The organism is bacterium (assembly GCA_016708315.1).
Lineage (GTDB): Bacteria > Zixibacteria > MSB-5A5 > CAIYYT01 > CAIYYT01 > JADJGC01.
This window is the reverse complement of the sequence record JADJGC010000003.1, coordinates 335,098-356,083: the sequence shown is the minus strand read 5'-3', so window position 1 is coordinate 356,083 and position 20,986 is coordinate 335,098. Positions and strand designations below refer to the sequence as shown.

Annotated in this window: 16 protein-coding genes and 1 pseudogene; all 17 read right to left on the bottom strand. The window is 50.6% G+C overall.

Annotated elements, in window-relative coordinates:
* Positions 1-60 precede the first annotated feature (60 nt).
* The 17 genes and pseudogenes from IPH59_04580 to IPH59_04500 all read right to left on the bottom strand — a co-directional run bounded on the left by IPH59_04580 (position 61) and on the right by IPH59_04500 (position 20,981).
* Positions 61-462, bottom strand: coding sequence for a flagellar protein FlaG (locus tag IPH59_04580; GenBank protein MBK7090988.1), 402 nt, complete (start codon positions 460-462; stop codon positions 61-63).
* A 65-nt stretch (positions 463-527) separates the two neighbouring features.
* Positions 528-2,720, bottom strand: coding sequence for a hypothetical protein (locus tag IPH59_04575; GenBank protein ID MBK7090987.1), 2,193 nt, complete (start codon positions 2,718-2,720; stop codon positions 528-530).
* A 519-nt stretch (positions 2,721-3,239) separates the two neighbouring features.
* Positions 3,240-4,445, bottom strand: coding sequence for a DegT/DnrJ/EryC1/StrS family aminotransferase (locus tag IPH59_04570; protein ID MBK7090986.1), 1,206 nt, complete (start codon positions 4,443-4,445; stop codon positions 3,240-3,242).
* Positions 4,414-6,828 (bottom strand): glycosyltransferase family 2 protein, encoded by a 2,415-nt coding sequence (locus IPH59_04565; protein MBK7090985.1) that lies wholly within the window; start codon positions 6,826-6,828, stop codon positions 4,414-4,416. Before IPH59_04565 ends, IPH59_04570 begins: the two co-directional genes overlap by 32 nt.
* Position 6,829: 1 nt before the next feature.
* Positions 6,830-7,867: a radical SAM protein gene (locus IPH59_04560; protein ID MBK7090984.1), complete on the bottom strand. Its 1,038-nt coding sequence runs from the start codon at positions 7,865-7,867 to the stop codon at positions 6,830-6,832.
* Complete coding sequence (locus IPH59_04555) at positions 7,860-8,879, bottom strand: NAD-dependent epimerase/dehydratase family protein (GenBank protein ID MBK7090983.1); 1,020 nt, start codon at positions 8,877-8,879, stop codon at positions 7,860-7,862. Before IPH59_04555 ends, IPH59_04560 begins: the two co-directional genes overlap by 8 nt.
* A 56-nt stretch (positions 8,880-8,935) precedes the next feature.
* Complete coding sequence (locus IPH59_04550; protein ID MBK7090982.1) at positions 8,936-9,955, bottom strand: GNAT family N-acetyltransferase; 1,020 nt, start codon at positions 9,953-9,955, stop codon at positions 8,936-8,938.
* Positions 9,956-9,963: 8 nt separating this feature from the next.
* A complete protein-coding gene (locus IPH59_04545; GenBank protein MBK7090981.1) occupies positions 9,964-12,609 on the bottom strand; it encodes a tetratricopeptide repeat protein in 2,646 nt (881 codons plus the stop codon).
* Entirely contained in the window at positions 12,602-14,224 is a 1,623-nt protein-coding gene (locus tag IPH59_04540; protein MBK7090980.1) for a glycosyltransferase, read from the bottom strand. Before IPH59_04540 ends, IPH59_04545 begins: the two co-directional genes overlap by 8 nt.
* A gap of 68 nt (positions 14,225-14,292) precedes the next feature.
* The gene (gene fliW, locus IPH59_04535) at positions 14,293-14,772 is read right to left on the bottom strand and encodes a flagellar assembly protein FliW (protein ID MBK7090979.1); all 480 of its coding nucleotides are present in this window, start codon (positions 14,770-14,772) and stop codon (positions 14,293-14,295) included.
* Positions 14,773-14,782: 10 nt separating this feature from the next.
* On the bottom strand, positions 14,783-16,711 hold the full coding sequence (flgL, locus tag IPH59_04530; protein MBK7090978.1) for a flagellar hook-associated protein FlgL: 1,929 nt from the start codon (positions 16,709-16,711) through the stop codon (positions 14,783-14,785).
* Positions 16,712-16,719: 8 nt separating this feature from the next.
* Positions 16,720-16,857: a hypothetical protein gene (locus tag IPH59_04525; protein MBK7090977.1), complete on the bottom strand. Its 138-nt coding sequence runs from the start codon at positions 16,855-16,857 to the stop codon at positions 16,720-16,722.
* 10 nt (positions 16,858-16,867) lie between these two features.
* Positions 16,868-17,203: a carbon storage regulator CsrA gene (gene csrA / locus IPH59_04520; protein MBK7090976.1), complete on the bottom strand. Its 336-nt coding sequence runs from the start codon at positions 17,201-17,203 to the stop codon at positions 16,868-16,870.
* A gap of 18 nt (positions 17,204-17,221) precedes the next feature.
* A complete protein-coding gene (flgK, locus tag IPH59_04515; protein ID MBK7090975.1) occupies positions 17,222-18,604 on the bottom strand; it encodes a flagellar hook-associated protein FlgK in 1,383 nt (460 codons plus the stop codon).
* A gap of 1 nt (position 18,605) precedes the next feature.
* Positions 18,606-19,109, bottom strand: a complete 504-nt coding sequence (gene flgN / locus IPH59_04510) for a flagellar export chaperone FlgN (GenBank protein ID MBK7090974.1) — start codon at positions 19,107-19,109, stop codon at positions 18,606-18,608.
* 11 nt (positions 19,110-19,120) lie between these two features.
* Positions 19,121-20,098 carry a transglycosylase SLT domain-containing protein gene (locus IPH59_04505; protein MBK7090973.1) on the bottom strand — a complete coding sequence of 326 codons (978 nt, stop codon included), beginning with the start codon at positions 20,096-20,098 and terminating at the stop codon, positions 19,121-19,123.
* A pseudogene (locus IPH59_04500) lies at positions 20,095-20,981 on the bottom strand (flagellar basal body P-ring protein FlgI). The gene IPH59_04505 and the pseudogene IPH59_04500 overlap by 4 nt, the downstream one beginning before the upstream one ends.
* Positions 20,982-20,986 lie beyond the last annotated feature (5 nt).

The following is a 20,986-nucleotide window of genomic DNA, read 5'->3' as shown; positions in this document are numbered from 1 at the left end:
TATTCTCCTTCGTAATTATGGCGGGCGGGCGGGATTGACCGCCCGGCCGCTAGCAAATCGTCACGCCTCGGCGTCGAAGATATCTCCGAGCAAGGCGCTCATTCTGCGGCGAATCGCGAGTATCGACTCCGGCGGTATCTGCCGGATAATCTTCTCGTTCGCCGTGTCAAAAACTCTAATGATCAAAGATCCGCTCTCTTCATCAATCGAGAATTTCAATGAGATGTTTCTCATCGAGTATTCCTGATTGATTTGTTGGACCATTCGTTCCAAGTCGTCCCTTTGGGTCTTTTGATCCGCCTCAGGTACCGAATCTTTCGCGTTAACTGCAGCCTGATCCGGCGTAGGTTGAATCTTTTCCCGACCTTCCATGTTCGGTGGCGTAGCTTCCGGCGATATCCGTTTTACCTGAGCTTGGATATCCTCAAGTCGAATATCAGTCAGTCCTGCGCTTGTGCTCATGTTTCACCTCACATGTCGACGGGTGTGAGATATTTCTACCTCACACCCGTTTGGACGCTAAGAAACTATTGGAACAGCGACAGCACGACCTGCGGCAACTGGTTGCCTTGGGCGAGCATCGAAGTACCGGCCTGCATCAGGATCTGGTACTTGACGAATTCGGACATCGTCGACGCCATGTCGGTGTCGCGAATACCGGATTCTGAGGCCGTAAGGTTTTGAGCGGCAACGCGCAAGTTGCGCATGTTTGATTCCAGAGTGTTCTTCTGGAACGATCCAAGCGTACCTCTTGCGTTTGACACTTCATCGATAGCAGCGTCGATGACGGCCTGAGCGTCTTGTGCGCCCTGGACGGTTTCGACGTTGATTCCGGCAAGACTGCTGAAGCTATTGCCTCCCAGGTTCTTGCCCAACGATGAGGTGGTCATGCTTCTGAGACCGATCGAAGCTGTCTGACCGACGTTCGAGCCGATCTGGAAGACAAGCGACTGATCAGTATTGGTAATGCTTTCCGATCCGCCAGTGGAGGTCAGCGAATATCTGACCTTCAGGGACTGGGCACGATCAGAAGTATAAACCGTGGCTTCCTTACCGGCGGTCACTGAAGTGGCCGGGCCGCCATCGAGACGAACGTCAAACTTCGCAGCCTTGACATCGAGCAAGAGATTACCAACGTTAATACCGTTGGAAGCCTTGTCCAGAGTCAATGCGATGCTGCCGCGACCGGCTGCACCGGAAGCTTTGTTATAGAGCGTCGTTTCGGAGGTCGAACCGTACTTCACGGACGAAACCGCGGTGGTGTAACCATCGAACGAAATCAAAGCATCGGTACCTGATACAGACAGGGTGTCCGCGGTCAGGCCAAGAGCGTTAAACATTCTCTCGGATTCGGTACCGGTCGAATTGTGCTGGATCTTATAGTCGGATCCTTCATCGTATGTGAAGAACTTCAACTGGTTGGTACCTTCGACGGCGACGTCGACATCATTGGTCGTCGAGGTGACGCCAGTGGCGGTAGAAACCGTACCGAATGCAGTCTGGAGAGCAGACTTCATGGCCGTGGCAAGCGTTGACATCGAAGTGTATGTCGCGGCGCCGACGGTCACGTTAGCGGTCGTGTTGTTGTTCTTCGCAGTGGTTACGCTGAAATTCAGCACGTTCAAGCTGACACCACGGCTCGAGCGGCTCGAACCCATGTTCATGTAGTTGGCCGTTGCCGTTGTTGAGGCAGAGGTCAACTTCACGCTGTATTGAGCGCCTTTGTTCACCGAACGGAACTGAACGCCGTTACCCGTACCGGAGGTCGTGGTAGCAACTGTCAGCTTACCGGCCAAAGCAGCGTTGTTCGCGATGGCGGTATTCCATTTGGAGACGATGTTCGCGCGGGTGTCACCCGAAGCGATGCTGATCTGCAGAGTCTGGTCGCCGCTGACGGCTTCATTGTTTTCCTGATAGTTCAGGACCACAGTGTAGGTACCAGCTTGCGAAGAGGTTGCGGTCGCGAGCACGGAAGCCGAGCTCATGACGGTAGCGTTAGCAGCGGTGGCGCCGATGGTAAGACCCTTACCAAAAGCGTCCGTGATTGCCATTGCATTTGACACCTTCTCGGCGCCTTCAGAAGCCTGAAGAACGTCAAGATTGTGAATCTTCTCTTCGAGATTTGCAGGCGAACCGGTGCTGGTCAGCGAAACACCGAGTGAGGTTGTGTTGATGGTAGCCGTTGAATCAGCGGTCTTGGTGGCCGTGATTGAGTGGCTGCCCGAACCCAGGAAGCTCTTGAGGACCGTAAGTCCTGAAGAATTCGCGGTCGTGATGGTAGCAATGTTGTCCTTGCTTCCGTCGAGGAGCTTCTTGGTACCGAACTGCGTGTTAGCAGCAATACGGTCGATCGTGCGGATGGCGTTTTCAATTTCAGCCTGGTCAGCAGCGAGCTGGTTGGCATCATTGAAGCCTTCGTTCGCGGCGTGAATCGCGAGTTCTCTCATCGATACCAGCAGCGAATTGATTTCGTTCAGCGATCCTTCAGCTGTTTGGATCATGTTGATTGATCCTTCAGAGTTTTGAATCGCGCGGTTCAATCCGGCAATCTGAGCGCGGAACTGCTCGGAAATTACCAGACCTGCCGGATCATCGGATGCCTTGTTGATGCGATAACCGGATGACAGTTTCTCCATGACTTGACTGATGGAGCTTGTTGTCATCGCAAGGTTGCGCTGAGCATCGAGTGCAGCAATGTTGTGGTTAATGCGGAGTGCCATTACACTATCCTCCTTGAATGTCCCTGTCGGTCTATTCCTTTACCGACATTCTATCATTCTGCTCGCATTGTTCAGCCACATCCCATGTCCGCTAAGGTCTGAGCAACTACGACCTTCTGACCGATTGTCGCCCCCCGATCAGTGGGGGTAAACGAAAAACAGGGTTTGCCAATCCTCCTTCTCTTATTGATCTGCTCTTTCAAGCGTCTAGATCAACTCTTCTAACATTATCGGTTTCAACCGATTAATGCTGAAGCGCCATTTCTATCCAATTCGTTACTATCTTTTTCGACCAGAACGAACGCTAACTTAACACCTATTGTCGATATTTCTGCCCATGACAGCAATATTAACGCCGCCCTAAGCTGTTGTTAATCCACCAGTTATTAACCAAGATTAGAGTATCCCAAATATAGTCTGATAATTCCGCAGAATCCGCCATCTTGAGTCCCTTTTGCGGTTCAAATGTTCGCTCCGTGAACAATCCAGTCATCCTTTCGAGTTCGAAAGCAGACTAACTTACGCGACTGTAGCGCTCGCGTTACGTACCGAAAATACCGCGTCGTACGCTTTTCTTACTGAGTGAATTACATATTCAACTTCAGAAGTTGTCAAAAGTGGGTGCAGCGGAAGAGCGATAGATTGGTTCATTGCTGCATTGGCATTTGGAGCCGACCACTGCGATAGTCCATACTTTTTCTCGAAGTATTCCAGTGTGTGGACTGCGTGAGTTCCCGGACGCGTCGCCACTCCAGCTTGCTTAAGATCGATCATGATCCGATTCCGACAGTCGTGCATTTTTTCAGCGCCATTTCTATCGTGCGTCGATGCACCAACCATCATCACATATGACTGATATGTGTGAACGAATCCCTCAGGTTCCGTTGGCAATCTCAACAACTCGAGATCAGACAATCCAGAATCGTATGCTCGGGCAATTTCTCTTCGGCGCTGAAGTATCCGTTCCAATTTACGAAGCTGCGCGATGCCAAGTGCAGCCTGCAAATCAGTCAGGCGATAGTTGTAGCCAAGTTTGTCAAAGTCGCCAAGATCGTATGGTTGAGCTGAAGTCGCTGTTCCCTTCGGTGAAGTTTTCACTCCATGCGAGCGCAACGATCGCAGAAGCAATTCATCGTCAAGCGAGGCGCCGACAATCATTCCTCCTTCGCCAGTCGTAATCGACTTGCGTGGATGAAACGAGAAACAGCCCAACCGGCCAAACGTACCGCTGGCTTTTTCGTTCACGGTTGCTCCTAAAGAACAAGCGGCGTCTTCAATAAGAATCAAATCGTTGGCTTGGGCTATTTGGACAAGTTTTGGCAGGTCTGCCGCTAATCCAAAGAGGTTGACAGCGACAATTGCCTTGGTGCGTGGATTGATAAGTCTGTCGAGGCAATTCGGATCAATGTTGAATGTCGCCGGATCGATATCGCAGAACACGACTGTTCCTTCGCACTCTTCAACAGCGGCGGCAGTTGCAATCCATGTCAAAGCGGGTACGATTACTTCGTCGCCCTTCCCGATTCCGATTGCTTTCATTGCCAAATGCAGTGCTGTCGAACAGGAAGACACTGCGACCGACCAGTCAGAATTTACCACGCGAGAAAACTCTTGTTCGAATTCTGCCACCTTTGGTCCCTGCATCACCCATCCTGACTCCAGGACTTTCTCAATTTCTGACAACTCCTCGTTGTCAAACAGTGGCTTCGACAGCGCAATATTCATAATGACTCGCAGTTGATATTTGTGTGACCAGTTTAAGATAGTCCGCGAAACTTCTGACAGCCCCCGGACCGACATTGAAGACTGTCTTCAGCAGTTCGATCTCGGGCACGCGCACGCGACTGAAGTTGAAGACATGAACACTCGATAGTTGATTCTCAATCAAGTATCGAATTGTTGATTCGACGGAGCTGGCGTCGAAGATATTGACGACAGTTACCGAAGTCCGGCGCATGACCGTTTCGAATTCATCCTGTGACTTGCAGAGGTGATTGCAAACCTCTATCTCCGCCTTGCCGTCTTTGTACACGGAGTACGACCTCTTTGCCATCCACTCTGGAGCTCCAAGGCTGACACAATCAAATGCCACAAACTTCGATAGATTATTAAATGCCTTGTTAGCGAACCACGGAAGCTCACGATACACATCGGGCATATTGGCATGTTTGCGAGGGTTGAAGCCTGCAGGGTCGATTGTTTCGAGAATTTGGTTTTCGATCTTCCTGGCGTGTTCTTCCGGAAGCCCATACCGCTGGGCCATCTTCAGCCAGTGAAATGCGTTGTAGAAGTACAACCAATGCAGATTGTCTTTTTCTTCATAGCTGACGCCCGTATACATCTTTCCTGAGATCCGCCGCTTGCCATGTTCAATTAGCACACTTGCAACGCACGCATAGGCGTCGGCGATCTGCTGCGACGCGGGCCGGTCATTTGGAATATTCATCACCCTGCCCGGCGCATACATGAACATTGCGGCATTCACATAGTTCTGCGTCGATTTACTGCGATCAAATAGCCCGACGACGTTTCCGAAGGTACTGCCGACATGTACTGCATAGCGACAGAGCATTTTCGGAAGGTGGATCATCTTGAGTTTGCGCAGATGCGGCAAGTAGTAGGTATTGAGAAAACGACGGGTGTATGTTTGCGTATAGACTTGATCATACAGCTCGCGGCGACAGAAAAACACCTCGGGAATCTTATTGCCGTCGGCGAATACCAACTCATTCAGTAGTTCATAGTTGCTGTAATAGTTTCGATACTTCCATTGCGCCGTTTCTCTGCCTGTCGAGTCTGTTACAGCCAAATCGCTGTAGATAATGTCCGACTTCTTGCGCCGCCAGTAACTGACGAACTCTTCCAGAGCCCGGTTGTCGAGGTCGTCATCATCGCTAAATGAAAGAACGAAGTCGCCGCTGGATTTTGCTGCCGCCATCGCCATCGAGCCGGCATTGCCAAGGTTGACATCATTGCGGTGATAGACAATATCTGACCTCGTCTTCATCGCTTCCAGTACGACCGACTCCGTCGTGTCGCTTGAGCAGTCGTTGATGACAACAATTTCACGATTTGAATAGGTCTGTTGCGCAAGTCGCGCTAGAGCGCGCTTCAACATCTCGGCGCGATTGTATGTCGGCAGGAGGATGCTAACCTTCGGCTCGTAAGCGAAGTCAGCGCCATTCAACACTTCTTCAAACTGCCCGCGATACATATCGACATTGCTGGTTTCAAGTGCCTTCTGCCGCAGCTGTGAAGGATCTCCAGGTTCCTGAAGCAATTTGTTAACGCAACCGCTCACGCAGTTGACCAACTCTGCTGAATCTGTCAGAGATTCGGCTCCAAAGTGGTTGATCACGACAGGCTGTACTCCGAGCGTCATCGCAAGAGCAATCTCAGCTTCATTGCCTGCTGCAATCGCAGTTGACAGAATATACGATTTGTCCTTTAGCCAAATCGCCAGATTGTCAGGGCGTTGGTGAAACTCGATGTTCTCAGAAAGCTGCATTGCGGCGATCATATGCTCGAAGTGTACACGAAGTGATGTCGTCGCAAAATCGCCAACGACATATAGCTTGTATTCCTTATCGACCCTGACCAACTCTGAAAGAACATCCAGGATGACCAAGGAGTTTGATTCATGGTCAATGTCACTAAGGTATGCGATGTTCTTTGTTCTTACTTTTTGCGCTACCGACAAAGGTGTTACTTGAGCGGCAGGTGGAATCAAAGAATATGCTGCCATCGATTCCAGTCGGTCGACTGCATCAAACAGGACGGCCTCACTTGAATGATTGCTGGTAACTACAGCATCAAATGCTTCCCAACGGCAGTTCTGTAAGTCCACATCCAAGAGTTCAGTTCCCTGGACCCTGCAAACCAACTTGGTCTTACCATTGTTCTGAAGTGACGAAGCCCAGATAGCAAATTCATTGAGATGATCAAGCCAGATCGTGCAGTCTTTCCCAAAGTACTCGAGTAAGCGCTCCTTGCTCTCACTTCGCTCAACAACAAATTGGTAGCGGCTGTCTCCCACGTAGGAGTCGAGGTACGGTTTGAGAAAGCCGTAGTAACCCTTCTTGTCGCAAAACATCAGAACGTCGCGCATTCTATACTTCCACCGGATGTTGAGTGTTGATTTGAGCAACCGTTAAATCATTTGCCTTCTCTTCGAAGAGTCTGTCAATTACCGTCCTGTAGTCGTAATCCCACTTGAGACCGAACCAGTCGGTACAATTCTTACAGATAGCGATCTTTGAGAACTCTTTGTCAAGATGATCGCGTCGCAATTGATCGTAGAAAGGTGACTGCCATATCTCACTTATGCTGACCTTGGCAAGATCGAAGTCTTTCAGAACGGATTGCTCTCTCCAATCGGCAACGCAGAAGCGCGGCCGACCGTGCGAACTGATAGCGATGCGATTCCACAAGAGTGAACATGGCCAGCGGTACTGGTCGCGTTCCATCTTTAGAGTAGACGCGTTTACCATACCCTTCACGGTTAGATAAGTCCTGACAACGACATCGTCCGCAATTGGTCCCCAGAACTGCTTGAATGCTTCCAGTTCGCCTGGCACCAGCGTGTCCTGATCAATCATGTTGACAATGATTCGCAGGTTCGGGTTGCTCTTCTTGTTCTTGAGTAGAAACAACACATTGCTGTATACTTCCACGAAATTGCCCTGAAGGCGGATGCGCTCGTAAGTGGGCTTATAAAGGCTGTCCAAGCTGAAATCAATGATGAATTTTGTATCTGATGGTTTGAGAATTGCCTCGGCAATCGGCCTTGTCAGAGAACTGCCGTTCGTCACAATTGTTGCGATCTTGACTCCGCGATCCTTTATGTAATGGATCGCTTTCACTATATGTTTGTAGAGGAAAGGTTCGCCATCGCAAGTAATGCGCAGTGTTGCACCGTGGTCAGCTACTTCGTCGATAATTCGAGTGAATATCTCATAGTCAAGCTGATTTGGCTCGTAGTCCGGCACGAATTTCTTGATATCGTTCTGCGGGCAATGAATGCACTTGAAATTGCAGATGTTGATCAAGTCCAGGTGGACCATGTTGGGAAACACTTTATCCTGCTCGTTCGCGAATCCATAAAACTCGCGCCACGGTGTTCCGCCCGAAGTCTTGTTCTCAGACATTGGCGTATTTCTCCTTGAATATCAACTCCGTTGCCTGTGAAGTCTTACTGCGGCGCATCTTCTCACGGTACCATTCGATTGTTCGCAGCAATCCGTCCTCGAGATCTACCTTCGGTTCGAAACTGAGAATCTCACGTGCCTTGTGAATGTCCGGTATTCTCACTTCCACGTCTGGTGAGCTTGCTTCTTTGAAGACGATCTTCGATTTCGAACCCGAAAGCCGTATGATCTCGCGCGCCAGATTGTAAATCGTCAATGTGCTCTGCGGGTTGCCAATGTTGAAGGCTTGCCCGCTTGATCGGTTGTTCTGCAGGATTTCTTCGAGTGCATCAAGGATGTCGTCGATGTAGCACCATGCACGAATTTGACTTCCATCAGAGTAGATAGTCACGTCCTTGTCCTGAATCGCATTAACAACGAAGTGATGAATTGCACCTTCGCCGACTTGTCCAGGTCCGAAGATGTTGAACGGTCGTACGCAGCAGATCGGCAAACCGTATTTGATATAGAAGCTGTTCGCAAAGAACTCGCCGGTGAGCTTGCTGATTGCATATGACCATCGCGCTTCACCGACAGTCAACGCCGGCTTTAGATTCGCTTCTGTGACTTTGTAAGCGTAAGCGCCAAACACTTCGCTGGTCGAAAAGTCAATCACGCGCTCCAGTGATTTCCCAACTTCAAGACACGTCGTGTACACGTTGTAAGTGCCAATGACATTGACTTCCATTGTCATAACAGGATCTTTCAGAACAGAATCGACGCCCGCAACCGCTGCAGCGTGGATTACGATGTTTGCGCTGTCAATCGATGCGGCGAGCGCCGCGCGATCCCGGATATCTCCTTTGATCAGTTCGACATTCGGATGACTTGCCAAGTGTGGTTTGTCTTGCAGCGAATTGCGGCGAAAATTGTCAAAGATGATTAGCTTGTTGTCGCTAACCAGGCGCTCTGCAAGTGCTGAACCGATGAATCCTGCGCCACCGGTAATGAATATCGTTTTGCCCTTTATCATAGAATCGCTCCGTTGGGATTTGAGGTGATTGCAATCGTCATACATTGGGTAGCCTTCTAAGCCAGCACCGGCTCTGCCTTCAGCGCAGAAAACGGCACTACAAAGTGGAATGGATATTCTTTGCTTAAGTGTTCAGCGGACTGGTTCAGAATTGCATCCGCATTGTTCAAGACCTTCACCAGGTATTTGTGTCGATACTCGGTCGCTCCCCACGATTTCTTGAAGTGAACCAGATCTGGCTGACTCTTGGGGGAAGCTTGCAGGTTCATAAACTTGATGCCCTGTGCTTTGGCGTGTTTGACCAAAAAGTAGAATGCTGCGGTTGATGCCTGAGTCTCATCATCTTCCCGGTTGAACATGCTCAGGTAATAGTCCAGACAGTGCTCGTTTTGCACCGTGACGATGCCGCCAAGGAATTTCTGATCGACCTCGGCAGCAACCAGACTACAGTTGCCGGTTGGTTCGAGCTCGCGAAACATTGATTCAATGTAACCGAATGGCAACTGTGTCCCCTTCAATTCACTCATTCGTTTCGAGTAGCAGCGGTACCACTGTTCCAACTTCGTCTTCTCGTTCGTGATCTTGATTTGCACACCGGCATTCTCTGCCTTTCGCAGATTACGCTGTAAATTGTTCCGGAACTTTGAAGTAGTGCGCGCCAGTGGCTCGTCGGTGAGATCGAGCGCATGCACGGTGCCTTCGAGTTGAAAATCGAAATCAACTGCGCCAGCTGTCGAACCAAATAATGGACCCGTACAAATTGACAATACATTGCATTGGCGGGAGTAGTGCTCGAATAGCGAATGATATGCCTCGGTCATGTCGGATGCCGTTAACGTCGGCAGCACCTGTAGTCCGGCATAGCTTGCCGGAAACGGCAGAGATTGAATCAGATCTTTCAGTTGCAGTGCGCAAAGGAATGCAACCGGATCACCGTCGCGATAAAGCGTCACGGATCGATCTTCTTCTTTGGAGTACTGCCGAAGAAAGTCATACCACACCAGCGATGACTGGAAGTGATGCGGTTGTCCTTGCACCAATCTACTCGCGAAATCGCGATCCAGATTCTTTACCATCCACTTGCTCATTGTACTTTGACGCCGACCTTTGTAACCTTTCCACCGAGCTTCTCTATTTCATCAAGCATATGCTGTGCTGGAGCAAAGTCTGGGTTCATCATCAGTGCACGTTCGTAGCCGACCTTAGCGCTGTCAATGTGCCCGAGCTTCAAGTAGCAGTCGGCAAGAAATCCTACTAGCTCTGGGGAGCGCGGGTGTACCAACAGGCACTTTTCAACGTACCGGAGTGCATCAGAATAGTTCGATAAGTCGAACCACAGCCTTGCAACCAGGTAGGTCACATCGAAATCCTCCGCCGCATAGTCAATATAGTTTGACAGTTTTACTGCCGCGTTGGCGTTGTCACCGAGCTTGAAGTACGACAGTCCAATATTCCGCAGCGCCGGCACAAGTTGCGCATCGATTGCCAATGCGTTTGAATAGTGCCGTATCGCTTCCTGGTAATCTGACATGCGGAAATAGCAGTTTCCGGCATTATTCCAGAGTTCCGCATCATTTGGAAAGGCTGCCAACAGGTGCGAATAAATCTCCGTTGCGCGGTCAAATTGACCCTGTCCAATCAGCACCTCGGCCTTCTGATTCAATGTCGCGAAGTTAGTAGGATCCACTGCGAGCAGTTGGTCAATCCTGACCAAAGCCTCCCTCGCATTTCCCGCTTCGCGTTCCAATGAGATGAGTGTCTCAAGAGCCTGAATGTGATTGGCGTCTATGGCGAGGATTTCCAGGCAGTGCTTTCGACTCGACACTGCTTGTCCCGCACGTTGCTTGATTTTAGCCAGTAGAACATGAGCCGTGATATCGCTGCGATCCGAACTCAACTGCCTTTCGGCATAAGACTCCGCACCATCATAGTCACCTTGACGGAATCGCAGGACTGCGAGGTGTGCGTAAACGTCGAGGTGATTACTCTTGTACTCCAGAACACGCTTGAAGTACAACTCCGCCTTCTCATCCATCTTCATCTCTTCATGGATCAAGCCAAGGCTGAAGTAGGCTGCAGCTTGATCATGCGAGTGGATTAGGATGAAACTCGTGATTTCGTTTCCCGGGTTATAATCATCTGCTGCTGCGATGTACTTCTCGTATGCCTTGATGGCTCGAGCAAAGTCGCGAGAAGCAGCATACACATGCCCCAGTTGGAACATCGGATCAAGATAATTGGGATCAATTTCGAGCGCTTGCTTGGCAGTCTCTTCGGCTCGCTTGTACTCGCCCAAGTGAAAATATGCCGAAACGATTTGGTCAAGCGCCATGAGATGTATGTGCCGCTGTCCCGGTGCTTCCGAGCTCGAATTGCGAACAGCGCGTCCAGCATGTTCGATTATTTCACGACAAACTTCGGGCGGTGGCATCTTATGTTCGCCGCGCAGAATTTGAGCAAGATTGAAGTTTGCAAAGTAGTTGTTCGGATTCTCTTCGAGCTGTTTGTGGAGCAGCGCCTTGCTGCGAGCGATCTTCTTCTTCATCAATTCCCAGTCGAGTCCGTAGCCGTAGTGTATGATCCCGGCATCAACGCGAAGAATCGGCTCATCGACCGGCAACCGCAGTTCGTTATGCACGATACCTTCGTAACGTACGTTCAGTTTTCGTCTCCACATGCGCACCGAAGGTAGAAACGATGTGATTTCGCCGCTGGCAACGTGCTTGTTGTGGACAGACAGGGACAAGACGTTCATATCGGGTACCCGAGTTGCCTGTTTGAGCTTTGCAATGTCCTCTTGACGCAGTTCTTCATCGGCGTCGAGAATCAGAATCCAGTCTCCGGTGGCGTATTCAAGCGATTGGTTGCGGTGAAGCGAAAAATCATTCTGCCACGGATGATGATAGACTCGGGCGCCAAATTGCTCTGCAATAGCGACGGTTCCATCAGTACTGCCGGTATCGACGACAATAATCTCATTCACGAGCCCGCGGGCGCTTGTCAGACATTGTCCCAACAGTGCCTCCTCGTTCTTCACGATCATGCAAAGCGAGATTGTCTCGTTGCCGACAAGATCGCGCGCGAGAATATCCAGTTCGCGTTTATTGCCGCACCGGACTAACCCATCACTGATGACCTTGCGCCGTCCTTCTTCATCGCCCAAACGCCCTTTAACAGTGGCAAGATTGACATAGAATTCGTCATGGTCATCGCGTGCGCTGATCGCTTCTTCAAGGACATTCACTGCAGACTCTAATTCGCCGAGATTGTAGTATGACATTGCCAAACAGGAAATCAGGTCCAACTGGGCTTTTGTTGTCATTCCGTTGTTTTCATTGCGCGCCGTTTCGGAAAGCGGCATTAGCAGTGGTTCGGCAGTCCGAATACACTCTCCGAATTCACGAAACTCGTAATGCAATAGACCTTTAAGCAGTGCATCGTCTTCGCCAAGTCCGCGAGTGTTCCCGAGATCGACAAGAAACTTATCTGCTTCCGCGAAGTTGCCAACGCGATATGCGCTCCAGGCGCCGATTTGGACAAGCTCTGGATTCGTGGCTTCCGTAGTTCGATCGTTTAACTCGTACCTTGATCTGGCGACACCGAGGGCAGCCGCGTAGTCGCCATTAGCGAAGTACGCTCGCGATTGATCCAATGAAGCGTCAAGACTCATTGCCTTCTGAGCCACAACCTCTTTGGGTCTGCGCTGTTTGCCCGAACTCTTCTTAGCCATTGCTTGCCTCTCGATTCTCGCCGGATAGTATTGATGTGATCAATGATTCGATTTTCTTAAGCTGCCGGCGATTGTCATATCGCCCGGCAATGAAATTGCGACACTCTTGCTGCATTTGAGGGCGATTACCGCTTTCGATTTCCTTGAGAAGGCGTACAGAGTCATTGGGTGTAGTAAAGACATACTGCTTCGGATACAATTGGTCGGCGCCAAGCCAATCATGAATTAGCGGCAACACTCCCGAAGCCATTCCTTCGGCTATCGAATAATGGAAAGACTCAAACAGCGAGGTTGAAATTACGAAGTCTTTGTCACGCATATATGCCGGTACATCTTCGACCCATCCGTCGAATGATACCGGGATGTTGAGTCTGGGCAGAAGGTGTGCGAAGTAGACCTGAATCCGTGCATCCTGATGTTCGCCGGCAAGATGGAATGTATATCCGGGATCGTAATCGTGAATCGCCTTGAAGCAGTACAACAGCATCGCCGGGTTCTTCTTGTAGTTGATGTAACCAATCGAGCAAATCTTCTTCCCCGGCTTCTTGTTCGGTGGAATCGTGAATTTCTCGAGATCAACGCCATTATGAATGACCGTAATCGGACAGGGCACGTTGAAATTGTAGCTCAAAAGTTCCTTTACAGCATCACTCACAAGTACAAGATGGTCGATCTTGCTCCAATCTACCTGACGCGGCATATCTGAAAACACTTCGTAGCTGTGCAGTCTGCAGATCATCTTGCACTTCTTGGGCATCTTTGAGGCCGCGATCACCAGTTGATCGCACCATTCGAACCAGGCAAGGTCGCACCACTCCAGTAGGGACTTCATTTCCGCTTCCGAGCCCTTTTCGAAGACTCGTAGATCGTGGTGCGTTTTGAGGTTCGCGATGACGGGATCAATGAATGTGCGGTATGAAGCAAACACCGCGATCTTGGCGCGTTTCACTTGTGGAACGACAGGCACACTCGGTGCTCCAGCTTCCACTTCTGCCACTGGACTCTTTGTGTTGCGTTTTTCCCATTCAAGCAATACTGCATCTGCGCCCCAGCGGTCAAGATACTGCGAACGCACTGCCTGCAAGTCGGTCAAGCCGGCGTGGCGTTGACAGAAATCGAGGAAGTTTGTGAACAGCTTCTTGCTTGCGGATTTCAGTTTTGCTCCGCGTTGAAAGGTATTCAGTGCGCCGGCGAGATTGCCGCTCTCTTCTTCAAGAATCGCAAGGTCGTTGTAGGCCGCTGGCTCCAGCGGTGCCAGCATTATCAACTTGTGGAGACACTCTGCTGCAGCTTCGAATCTGCCAAGCGCAGTTCGCACGAGTGCCAAATTGTGTAGTATGTCTGTATTGTTCGGAACAAACCTCAAAGCTCGAGAGAAGTACTCCTCAGCCCGCAGTGGTTCGCCGGCTTGAAGCCAGGTCATGGCGGTGGAGCTTAACAGATCGATTGAGCGAGGCTGCAATAAGCACGCCTTATCGAGTATCGATGCGGCGCCGCGGAGATCTTTCTTCGCTATTCTTGCTGAGGCTTCTTCAACGAGTGCGGCGGCTTTGTCGGCTGCAGTAACAACCTGCTCGGTTGATTCCTGCGGACCGGCGTCCTTGGGGTTGACCATGGCATCTCCTATTTGCTCTACAAATTCGACTCACTGTCGCTCCCTCAATCCAATCGGGAAGTTTTCTACTACGATATCTGAACCGGCGTTGCCCGCTGGGTATTGACCTGTTGTCTGCGTTCCATTTGTTTGACCACCGAGTGAGCAACTGAGTATAGGCTGTCCGTCAGAACAAGCTGCTTCACACGATTGTTGCGCTTATTCACAAGAATCGGCCCTTGCAAGTTAGCGGTCATATCTTCCAATCGCTCCGGAATGGTGACTACGACATAGATTTCCACATCATGTGGATCCTCTACTTCGATGTCCGCCACTTCCTTGGCGTGTACCGCCACGCGGTAATCGGGGAAGAACACCACGGGGCTGACTACTACAAAAGCCAGGTCTGGTGCGTCAATGCACTGAAGCCAACGAAACGGCAAGCATTCTGCGCTTTCAATCAGGACAAAATGCTCTAACCCTTCAAATCCCAGCAGCCCTTTGGGGATCTGAAGAACCTCTGTGTCGTCTACTTCAATTGTTCCGAATTGTCGGGTCTGAACTTCCATTATCCCCTCGTTATCTGATAAAATCCAAAAGCGATGGTTGAATGATCTTTGCCGCCGAGTTGAGCGCCGCTGAATAGGCGTTCTCTTGCATAGCCAAATCTGTGATTAGTTTTGTAAGGTCCGCATCTTCGACATCGGACAGCAGCTTTGTATAGTAAACTTCGTACTCCTGTAGTCGATTCAGTGTCGTTTCCATGTGGATGCCTTTGGCACCGGTAGAGGCACGTTCATTCAAAACGGTAGTCAGCGAATCGCTTAGCGTGCCGACCATTTGCTGAATCGTCTCGCCATCGTCTTCTCGGAGTGCCTTGGTGAGAAGCATCATCGAACCCAACACATCAGCTGCGCCCGAGATACCCAGAGCGGATGCCGATCTGTCATCATCACCGTTTGTCACCATGAGCGTCCGGCTTGGATCGTCATTGACGATCTGAATTCCGGTTCCAGCGCTATTAATCGACGCCGTGATTGCAAACCCGGAGTTGTTGAAACGATCAATCAAGTCCTGCACAGTGACGATCGATGTATCAGCCAAGTCGATCTCGTACGCAGAATCGCCGTGTGCGATTCGAATTGTACCGGCAGCGAAGCCATTGCCATTGTTGAACTGAGTCAGGAGGTCAGTTGGTGTCAATTGAGGCTGAAGCGCCTGTCCAACTTGACTGTAGTTGAACAATCCAACAAGTCCCAAGTCCGTGGCCGTTGTTTCACCTGGCGCAGTTTCAGCAACGCTAAACGCCGGTCGTGGATTTAGTGCTGTTCCGACAAGCACCGGGTCAACTTGTCCGAGGATTCCCAGGCTAGCAGCTGTATTCTCAAGCGGGCCAAACTCTTCGACACGGAGATCAAGAGGGATTCCGTTTGTATCGGTTATGCTGATGCCATTGCCGGAGCCATTGATGGCTGCAGTAACATTCGCCACACCGGCGGTGGTTAACTGCGTGTTGATGGCGGTGATGACATCACCTAACGTGACTGCCGCAGAAATGTCGATTGCAACACTCGTCGTACCTGCACCGTTACGGATCGTAAACTTGCCCGGACTTGTATCAATTCCAAGACCAGCATTGAGGTTAGTCAATGGCGTGGCTGATGTGACAGTCGGAGAATCGACCGCAACCAGTCTGAGGTTATTGCCTTCAAGACCGATCGATGCGGTGACGTTCGTGATCCCACCCGCAGTCAGTTGAGTATTGATTGCAGTAATTGCACTTTGTATGTCTGTTGCAGCCGAAATGTCTATTGTGACTGCTGTGTTTGTGTTCTGGTTTGTAACCGTGAACGTACCTGGAGCCAAGTCTACACCTTGGTTAAGGTGCAGGCTTGCAAGCGTGGTCGCGCCCGTTATGCCGAGCTTCACATCCGCACTCGCTCCGATGGCTTGGAACGGCTTTGTAAGCAGGTTTGATCCAATTGTGTTGATCTGCACTTTTGATCGTGTATCAACGGTGTATTCCATGATGCCGGTATCACCGCGATAAACCACTCCATTCGAGTTGGTCTCAAATGGCTGTGTTCGCGTGCGATAGCCTGAGAATAAGTAGTTGTTCTGAAGTTGCGAGTTTCCTGCACCGATTATCTGATCGAACAGCGATTGGACTTCGTTGGCGGCCGCTTCGCGAGCATTCTCGTCGTTTGTATCATTGGACATTTCGACCGCGATAGACTGAGCGTCCTTTATGGCTGAATTCATGTCGGCAATCGCACGATCCGACGATGCCAGCCATGTGCTTCCAATAGATATGTTGGCTTTGAATTGCGTGATCTCCGTGAGACGTTCGCGGTACGACAAGTCCTTCACAGTGCCGATTGGATCATCGGACACTTTGTTGATGCGCTTGTTGGTCGACATCATGTTTTGGAGCTTGAAGAAGCGCGAAATGCTGTTTTGCAGGTTGAATACAACCTGGTTCGATATCATCTCATGAGTTACGCGCATTGTCTTAGCTAATCCTCGTAATAGACGAAGCCCTCATCCATTGGATTCGGGGTCCGCGGGTCATTGTTCTTGTCCACATCCTTGAGCTTTGGATCACTTCCGCTCGAAGTGCTCTTGTCGCTGTGCGAATCCTTCCCGTCGCGCATTGTCCACCGCCTAATGTTTGCCTTCTGGTCTTATGTTGTCGTCATGGTTCTTCTTTTTCGACTCGCGATACTCAAGCTCGGATTTTTGCTCGCCGTCCGGCTTGATGTCGCCTTTGAACTTGTTCTTGAGCATTGTCACTACTGACATCAGGTCTTTCTTGCCTGCCTGAGCCGCTTTGCGGTTCTCGTTCTGGATCTTTACATAGACCTCTTCGCGATGAACGACGACCTTCAGCGGAGCATCGATACCGAGACGAACTTGCCGGCCATAGATGCCGAGCACGGTGACCTTGATATTGTCGCCGATAGTGATGGACTCGCCTAACTTCCTTGTTAGTATTAACAATCCACCCTCCGTGGTTCGTTATCTGGTGACGCCCATACCGCTTATCACGGTCTCCAGAGCTGAGTCGACGAAAGTGATCACCCGAGCTGCCGCTTCGTAGGCACGCTGGTATTTGATCATGTTCGTCACTTCCTCATCAATCGACACTCCCTGCACCTGTTGGCGGGCATTGTCCAATTGGGTCACCAGCAAATTGTAATTGTCTTTCAGGGTTTCGGCTTCCTGTGTCCGGATGCCGAGTGTTCCCACCATTGATGCATAGTATTCGTTTATAGTTGCCGTGCCCGACTGGAGCACGCGCTGATATCGTAGTTCAGAGATTGCCTGCGCATTTCGAGTGTCGCCTGGTTCACCAGTTATCGAGGCTGCAATCAGGTTTGGATCACTTTCCACATCAATATTAACTTCCATCGTTCCCGCGGTAAGACGATAGGGATCGAAGAAGTTGATGCCGGTCGACCCTTGCGCGCCGGTTCCAGCTGCGTGGACCGCGTTGACGCGCTCGATGATTGTTGTCGCAAGGAGGTCAAGGTCCTTCTGCATATCGGGAATAGTCGAATCCCGCATCTGCTCAAGTGCCTGTATTTCGCCCCCAGCAAAATCGATCTCAAAATTGGTGTTTTCCCAAACCGCCACTGTCGCGGTAGAACTTCCGCGCTGAATGGTTTTGGTTTCTATCTGAAGGAAGTCTACGCCGTCGACCAGACTCATCGAACCGATCATCACAGCCGCGGTGCCATTTGATCGCTCAATAGTGCGAACGCTGGCGTAGCTGGATAAGTTGTCAATCAGAAGGTCTCTCTTGTCCCGCAGATCGTTGGCGCTGTCGCCGCCCAATTCGGCTGTCGAGATTTGACGATTCAAGCTGGCGATTTGGACTGCAAGCTGATTGATCTCGCTCGTGCGGCCTTTAATATCGGCGTCAACGCTTTCGCGCAGATCCGCCAACTGGTTCGCTTGTTCGTGGAACGCGTTAACCAAAACCTTTGACTTTTCGAGTACTGTCACTCGAGCATTCGGGTTAGTCGCTAAGTTTTCCCAACTATTGAAGAAATCGGTAATAAGCTGATTTAGTCCCTTATCTCCCGGCTCATTAAAAAACAGCTCCACCTGGGAAAGCGCCTTATGAGAGGTCTCCCAGCGTGCAAGCTTGCCGCTGTCGGCGCGTAATTGTGTACTTAGAAACAAATCGCGGACTTGTCGCACGCCGCTAACTGAAACGCCGGTACCAATGTTGCCTTCCGTCGTGTTCAACGGATTTGACTGTGAGATTACCACGCGCTGACGAGAGAAGCCCGGTGTTGCCGCATTGGCAACGTTGTGACCAGAAGTCGTTAACGCCAGTTGCTGAGTCATCAGGGCGCGCTTGCCCATTTCGAGTCCGAGAAACAATCCGGGCATGCTACACTCTCCGATCGACAAGCGCCGTTTTTGACGCTTTGGAAGTTCGGGTACTCTCAGGCGAGTAGGTCTGTTTTTCCGGCGGCTCTGCAAGGCCCAGTTGCGACATCGTCGTATTGATGTATTCCATCGACTTGCGAATCAGAAAATCGTTGCGAGCTTTGATTGTCGAAATTTGATCGTGCAAACCAAGCAGCGTATTCTGTAGCGAGTGAATCTGATTTGACTCGGGTTCAGATACTAACTTTGTGAGTTCGCTGAGGGTGAGGTCGTGCTGGTCACGCTTGAGGTCAACCGACAGCTCGGCCACAAGTGCCTTGCGCTCTTGTTCGACCTGCGTTGTGCGAACAGCGAGAAGTTCTTGATCGCGAGTAACTGTCTGCAGCGCCTCGAGATTGTTGTTCACGAGCGCTTCCTGCTGGCGATTCAAGTATTGAAGGAAGGTCTCGAAAATGAGTACTTCCTCGCCGATTAACTTTATCAATCTTATGATTTTGGCTTCCAAAGTCTTTCCTCTTACTTCTTTATGTCGGTATCCTGCGAGGATTTATTAACCTGCTTGCCTTCAGAAAGTTGAGATAGAATGCGCTTCACATAGTTTTGTGTTTCTGCAAACGGCGGGATCCCATTGTGTTTCTCAACATTGCCCGGTCCGGCGTTGTAAGCCGCCAGTGCCGACTCGATGTCACCGAAGCGATCGAACATCTGGCGCAAGTATCTGGCACCACCCTTGATATTCTCTTCTGCGTCGTAAAGATTAGTTACACCGACTGAGCGAGCCGTGTCAGGCATTAGCTGCATCAAGCCAGCCGCTCCACGATTTGACGTCGCTCGTTCGTTTCCGGAGGATTCCTGCATGATAACGGCGCGAAGCAGATCTTCCGGTATATTTGACTCAATCGAGGCGCTGCGGATGTGGTCCACATACTTGCTAAGGCGATCGTGTGCTGGACTGTTGACTTGCGGAGCGTGGGTCACCTGCTGACTCTCGACCGGACCGATAACCTTAGTATTGGTGGGCTGAGGCACGGTCGGCACCTTTTCCTGAATTGGAGGACTAGTTGCCGGTTTCGATTGATGTGAATCGAAGTGCTCCGGCTCAACTTCCTTCGCTGAACGGGGCGGTGCGACACCGTCAATGTGCCGCTTTGACGTGATTTCGAGCCCGGTGCTAACCTGCGTTTCTTCACCCAGCCGCTTCAAGAGGTTGTTGTAGAGTACTTCTCCAATTCCAATCATCCCTGTCTTGGCAAGCTGTTTTGCGACGCTTTCGTCGGCCATAGATAACATGATATCTTTGCCGAATCCGCTTTCTTCCTTTCCCTTGTCTTCAAGAGAACTCGAGCGCATGCTTTTGAGCAATTGTGCGATGAATATTGATTCGAAAGCTTGTGTAGCTTGCTTGAGTTTCAACTGCCGCTGCAACTTGCTGTCGAGCGGCGTCTTGGCTGGAGCAATCTCCATCGGTGCCGGGAGATTGTTGATCTTCATCATAGCACGACGAGTTCGGCGCGCAATGCGCCTGCCTGCTTGATCGCCTGGAATATGGCAATGATGTCTCGCGGCGAGGCTCCAATAGCATTTAATGCGGAAGCAATTTCCGAGATATTTGTGCGCTCTTCGAAGTACACCACGCGCGCCTCATCCTCTCGGACTTCAACCTGCGTATCTTGAGTCGACACCGTTTCACCCTTACCGAATGGTTCCGGCTGGCTGATTACTGGCGTCGCTTTGATTTCAATGGTGATATTGCCGTGGGCAAGCGCAACCGGTGCTATGCTAACGTTGCCTCCAGCAACAATAGTACCGGTCTTCTCAAGTTTTCGCGAATTGGCTCGCGCTCTACTTGCAGACCATTGGGAATTCGTCCTACTAAGGTGTAATTGCTAACAATCTTGTTGTCGCCTACTTGAACGTTGAAACCGCCGATCGAAACTGAACCCTGTGCATATCCATAAAGCACGCCTGTACGATCAGAAAGCGGCGTCAAGACAAGTGTTCCGCCTTCCAACGTAGAAGCATCTCCCAACGATGACACAGTCACGTCGAGCTTGTCGCCGATCATTGCATTCGGAGAAAGTTTCGTCGTCACCAGTACGGCGGCGACGTTTTTAGTCTTAATCGAGCCAGCGTCGACGGTAACACCCATCCGCTGCAGCATATTCGAGATTGATTGCACTGTGAAAAGAGATCCCTTGCCATCACCGGTGCCATTGAGGCCGATCACCAAACCGTAACCGACGAGATCTGTCTCGCCGGTCTGGTTGATTCGGGCTATATCCTTGATTCGTACATCCGCGCGTACTTCAAGCAAGGTCAGGATATTGACCAGCACGAAGATTATCGCGGCGACGACCAACAGTCTCAATAGCTTCATAGCGT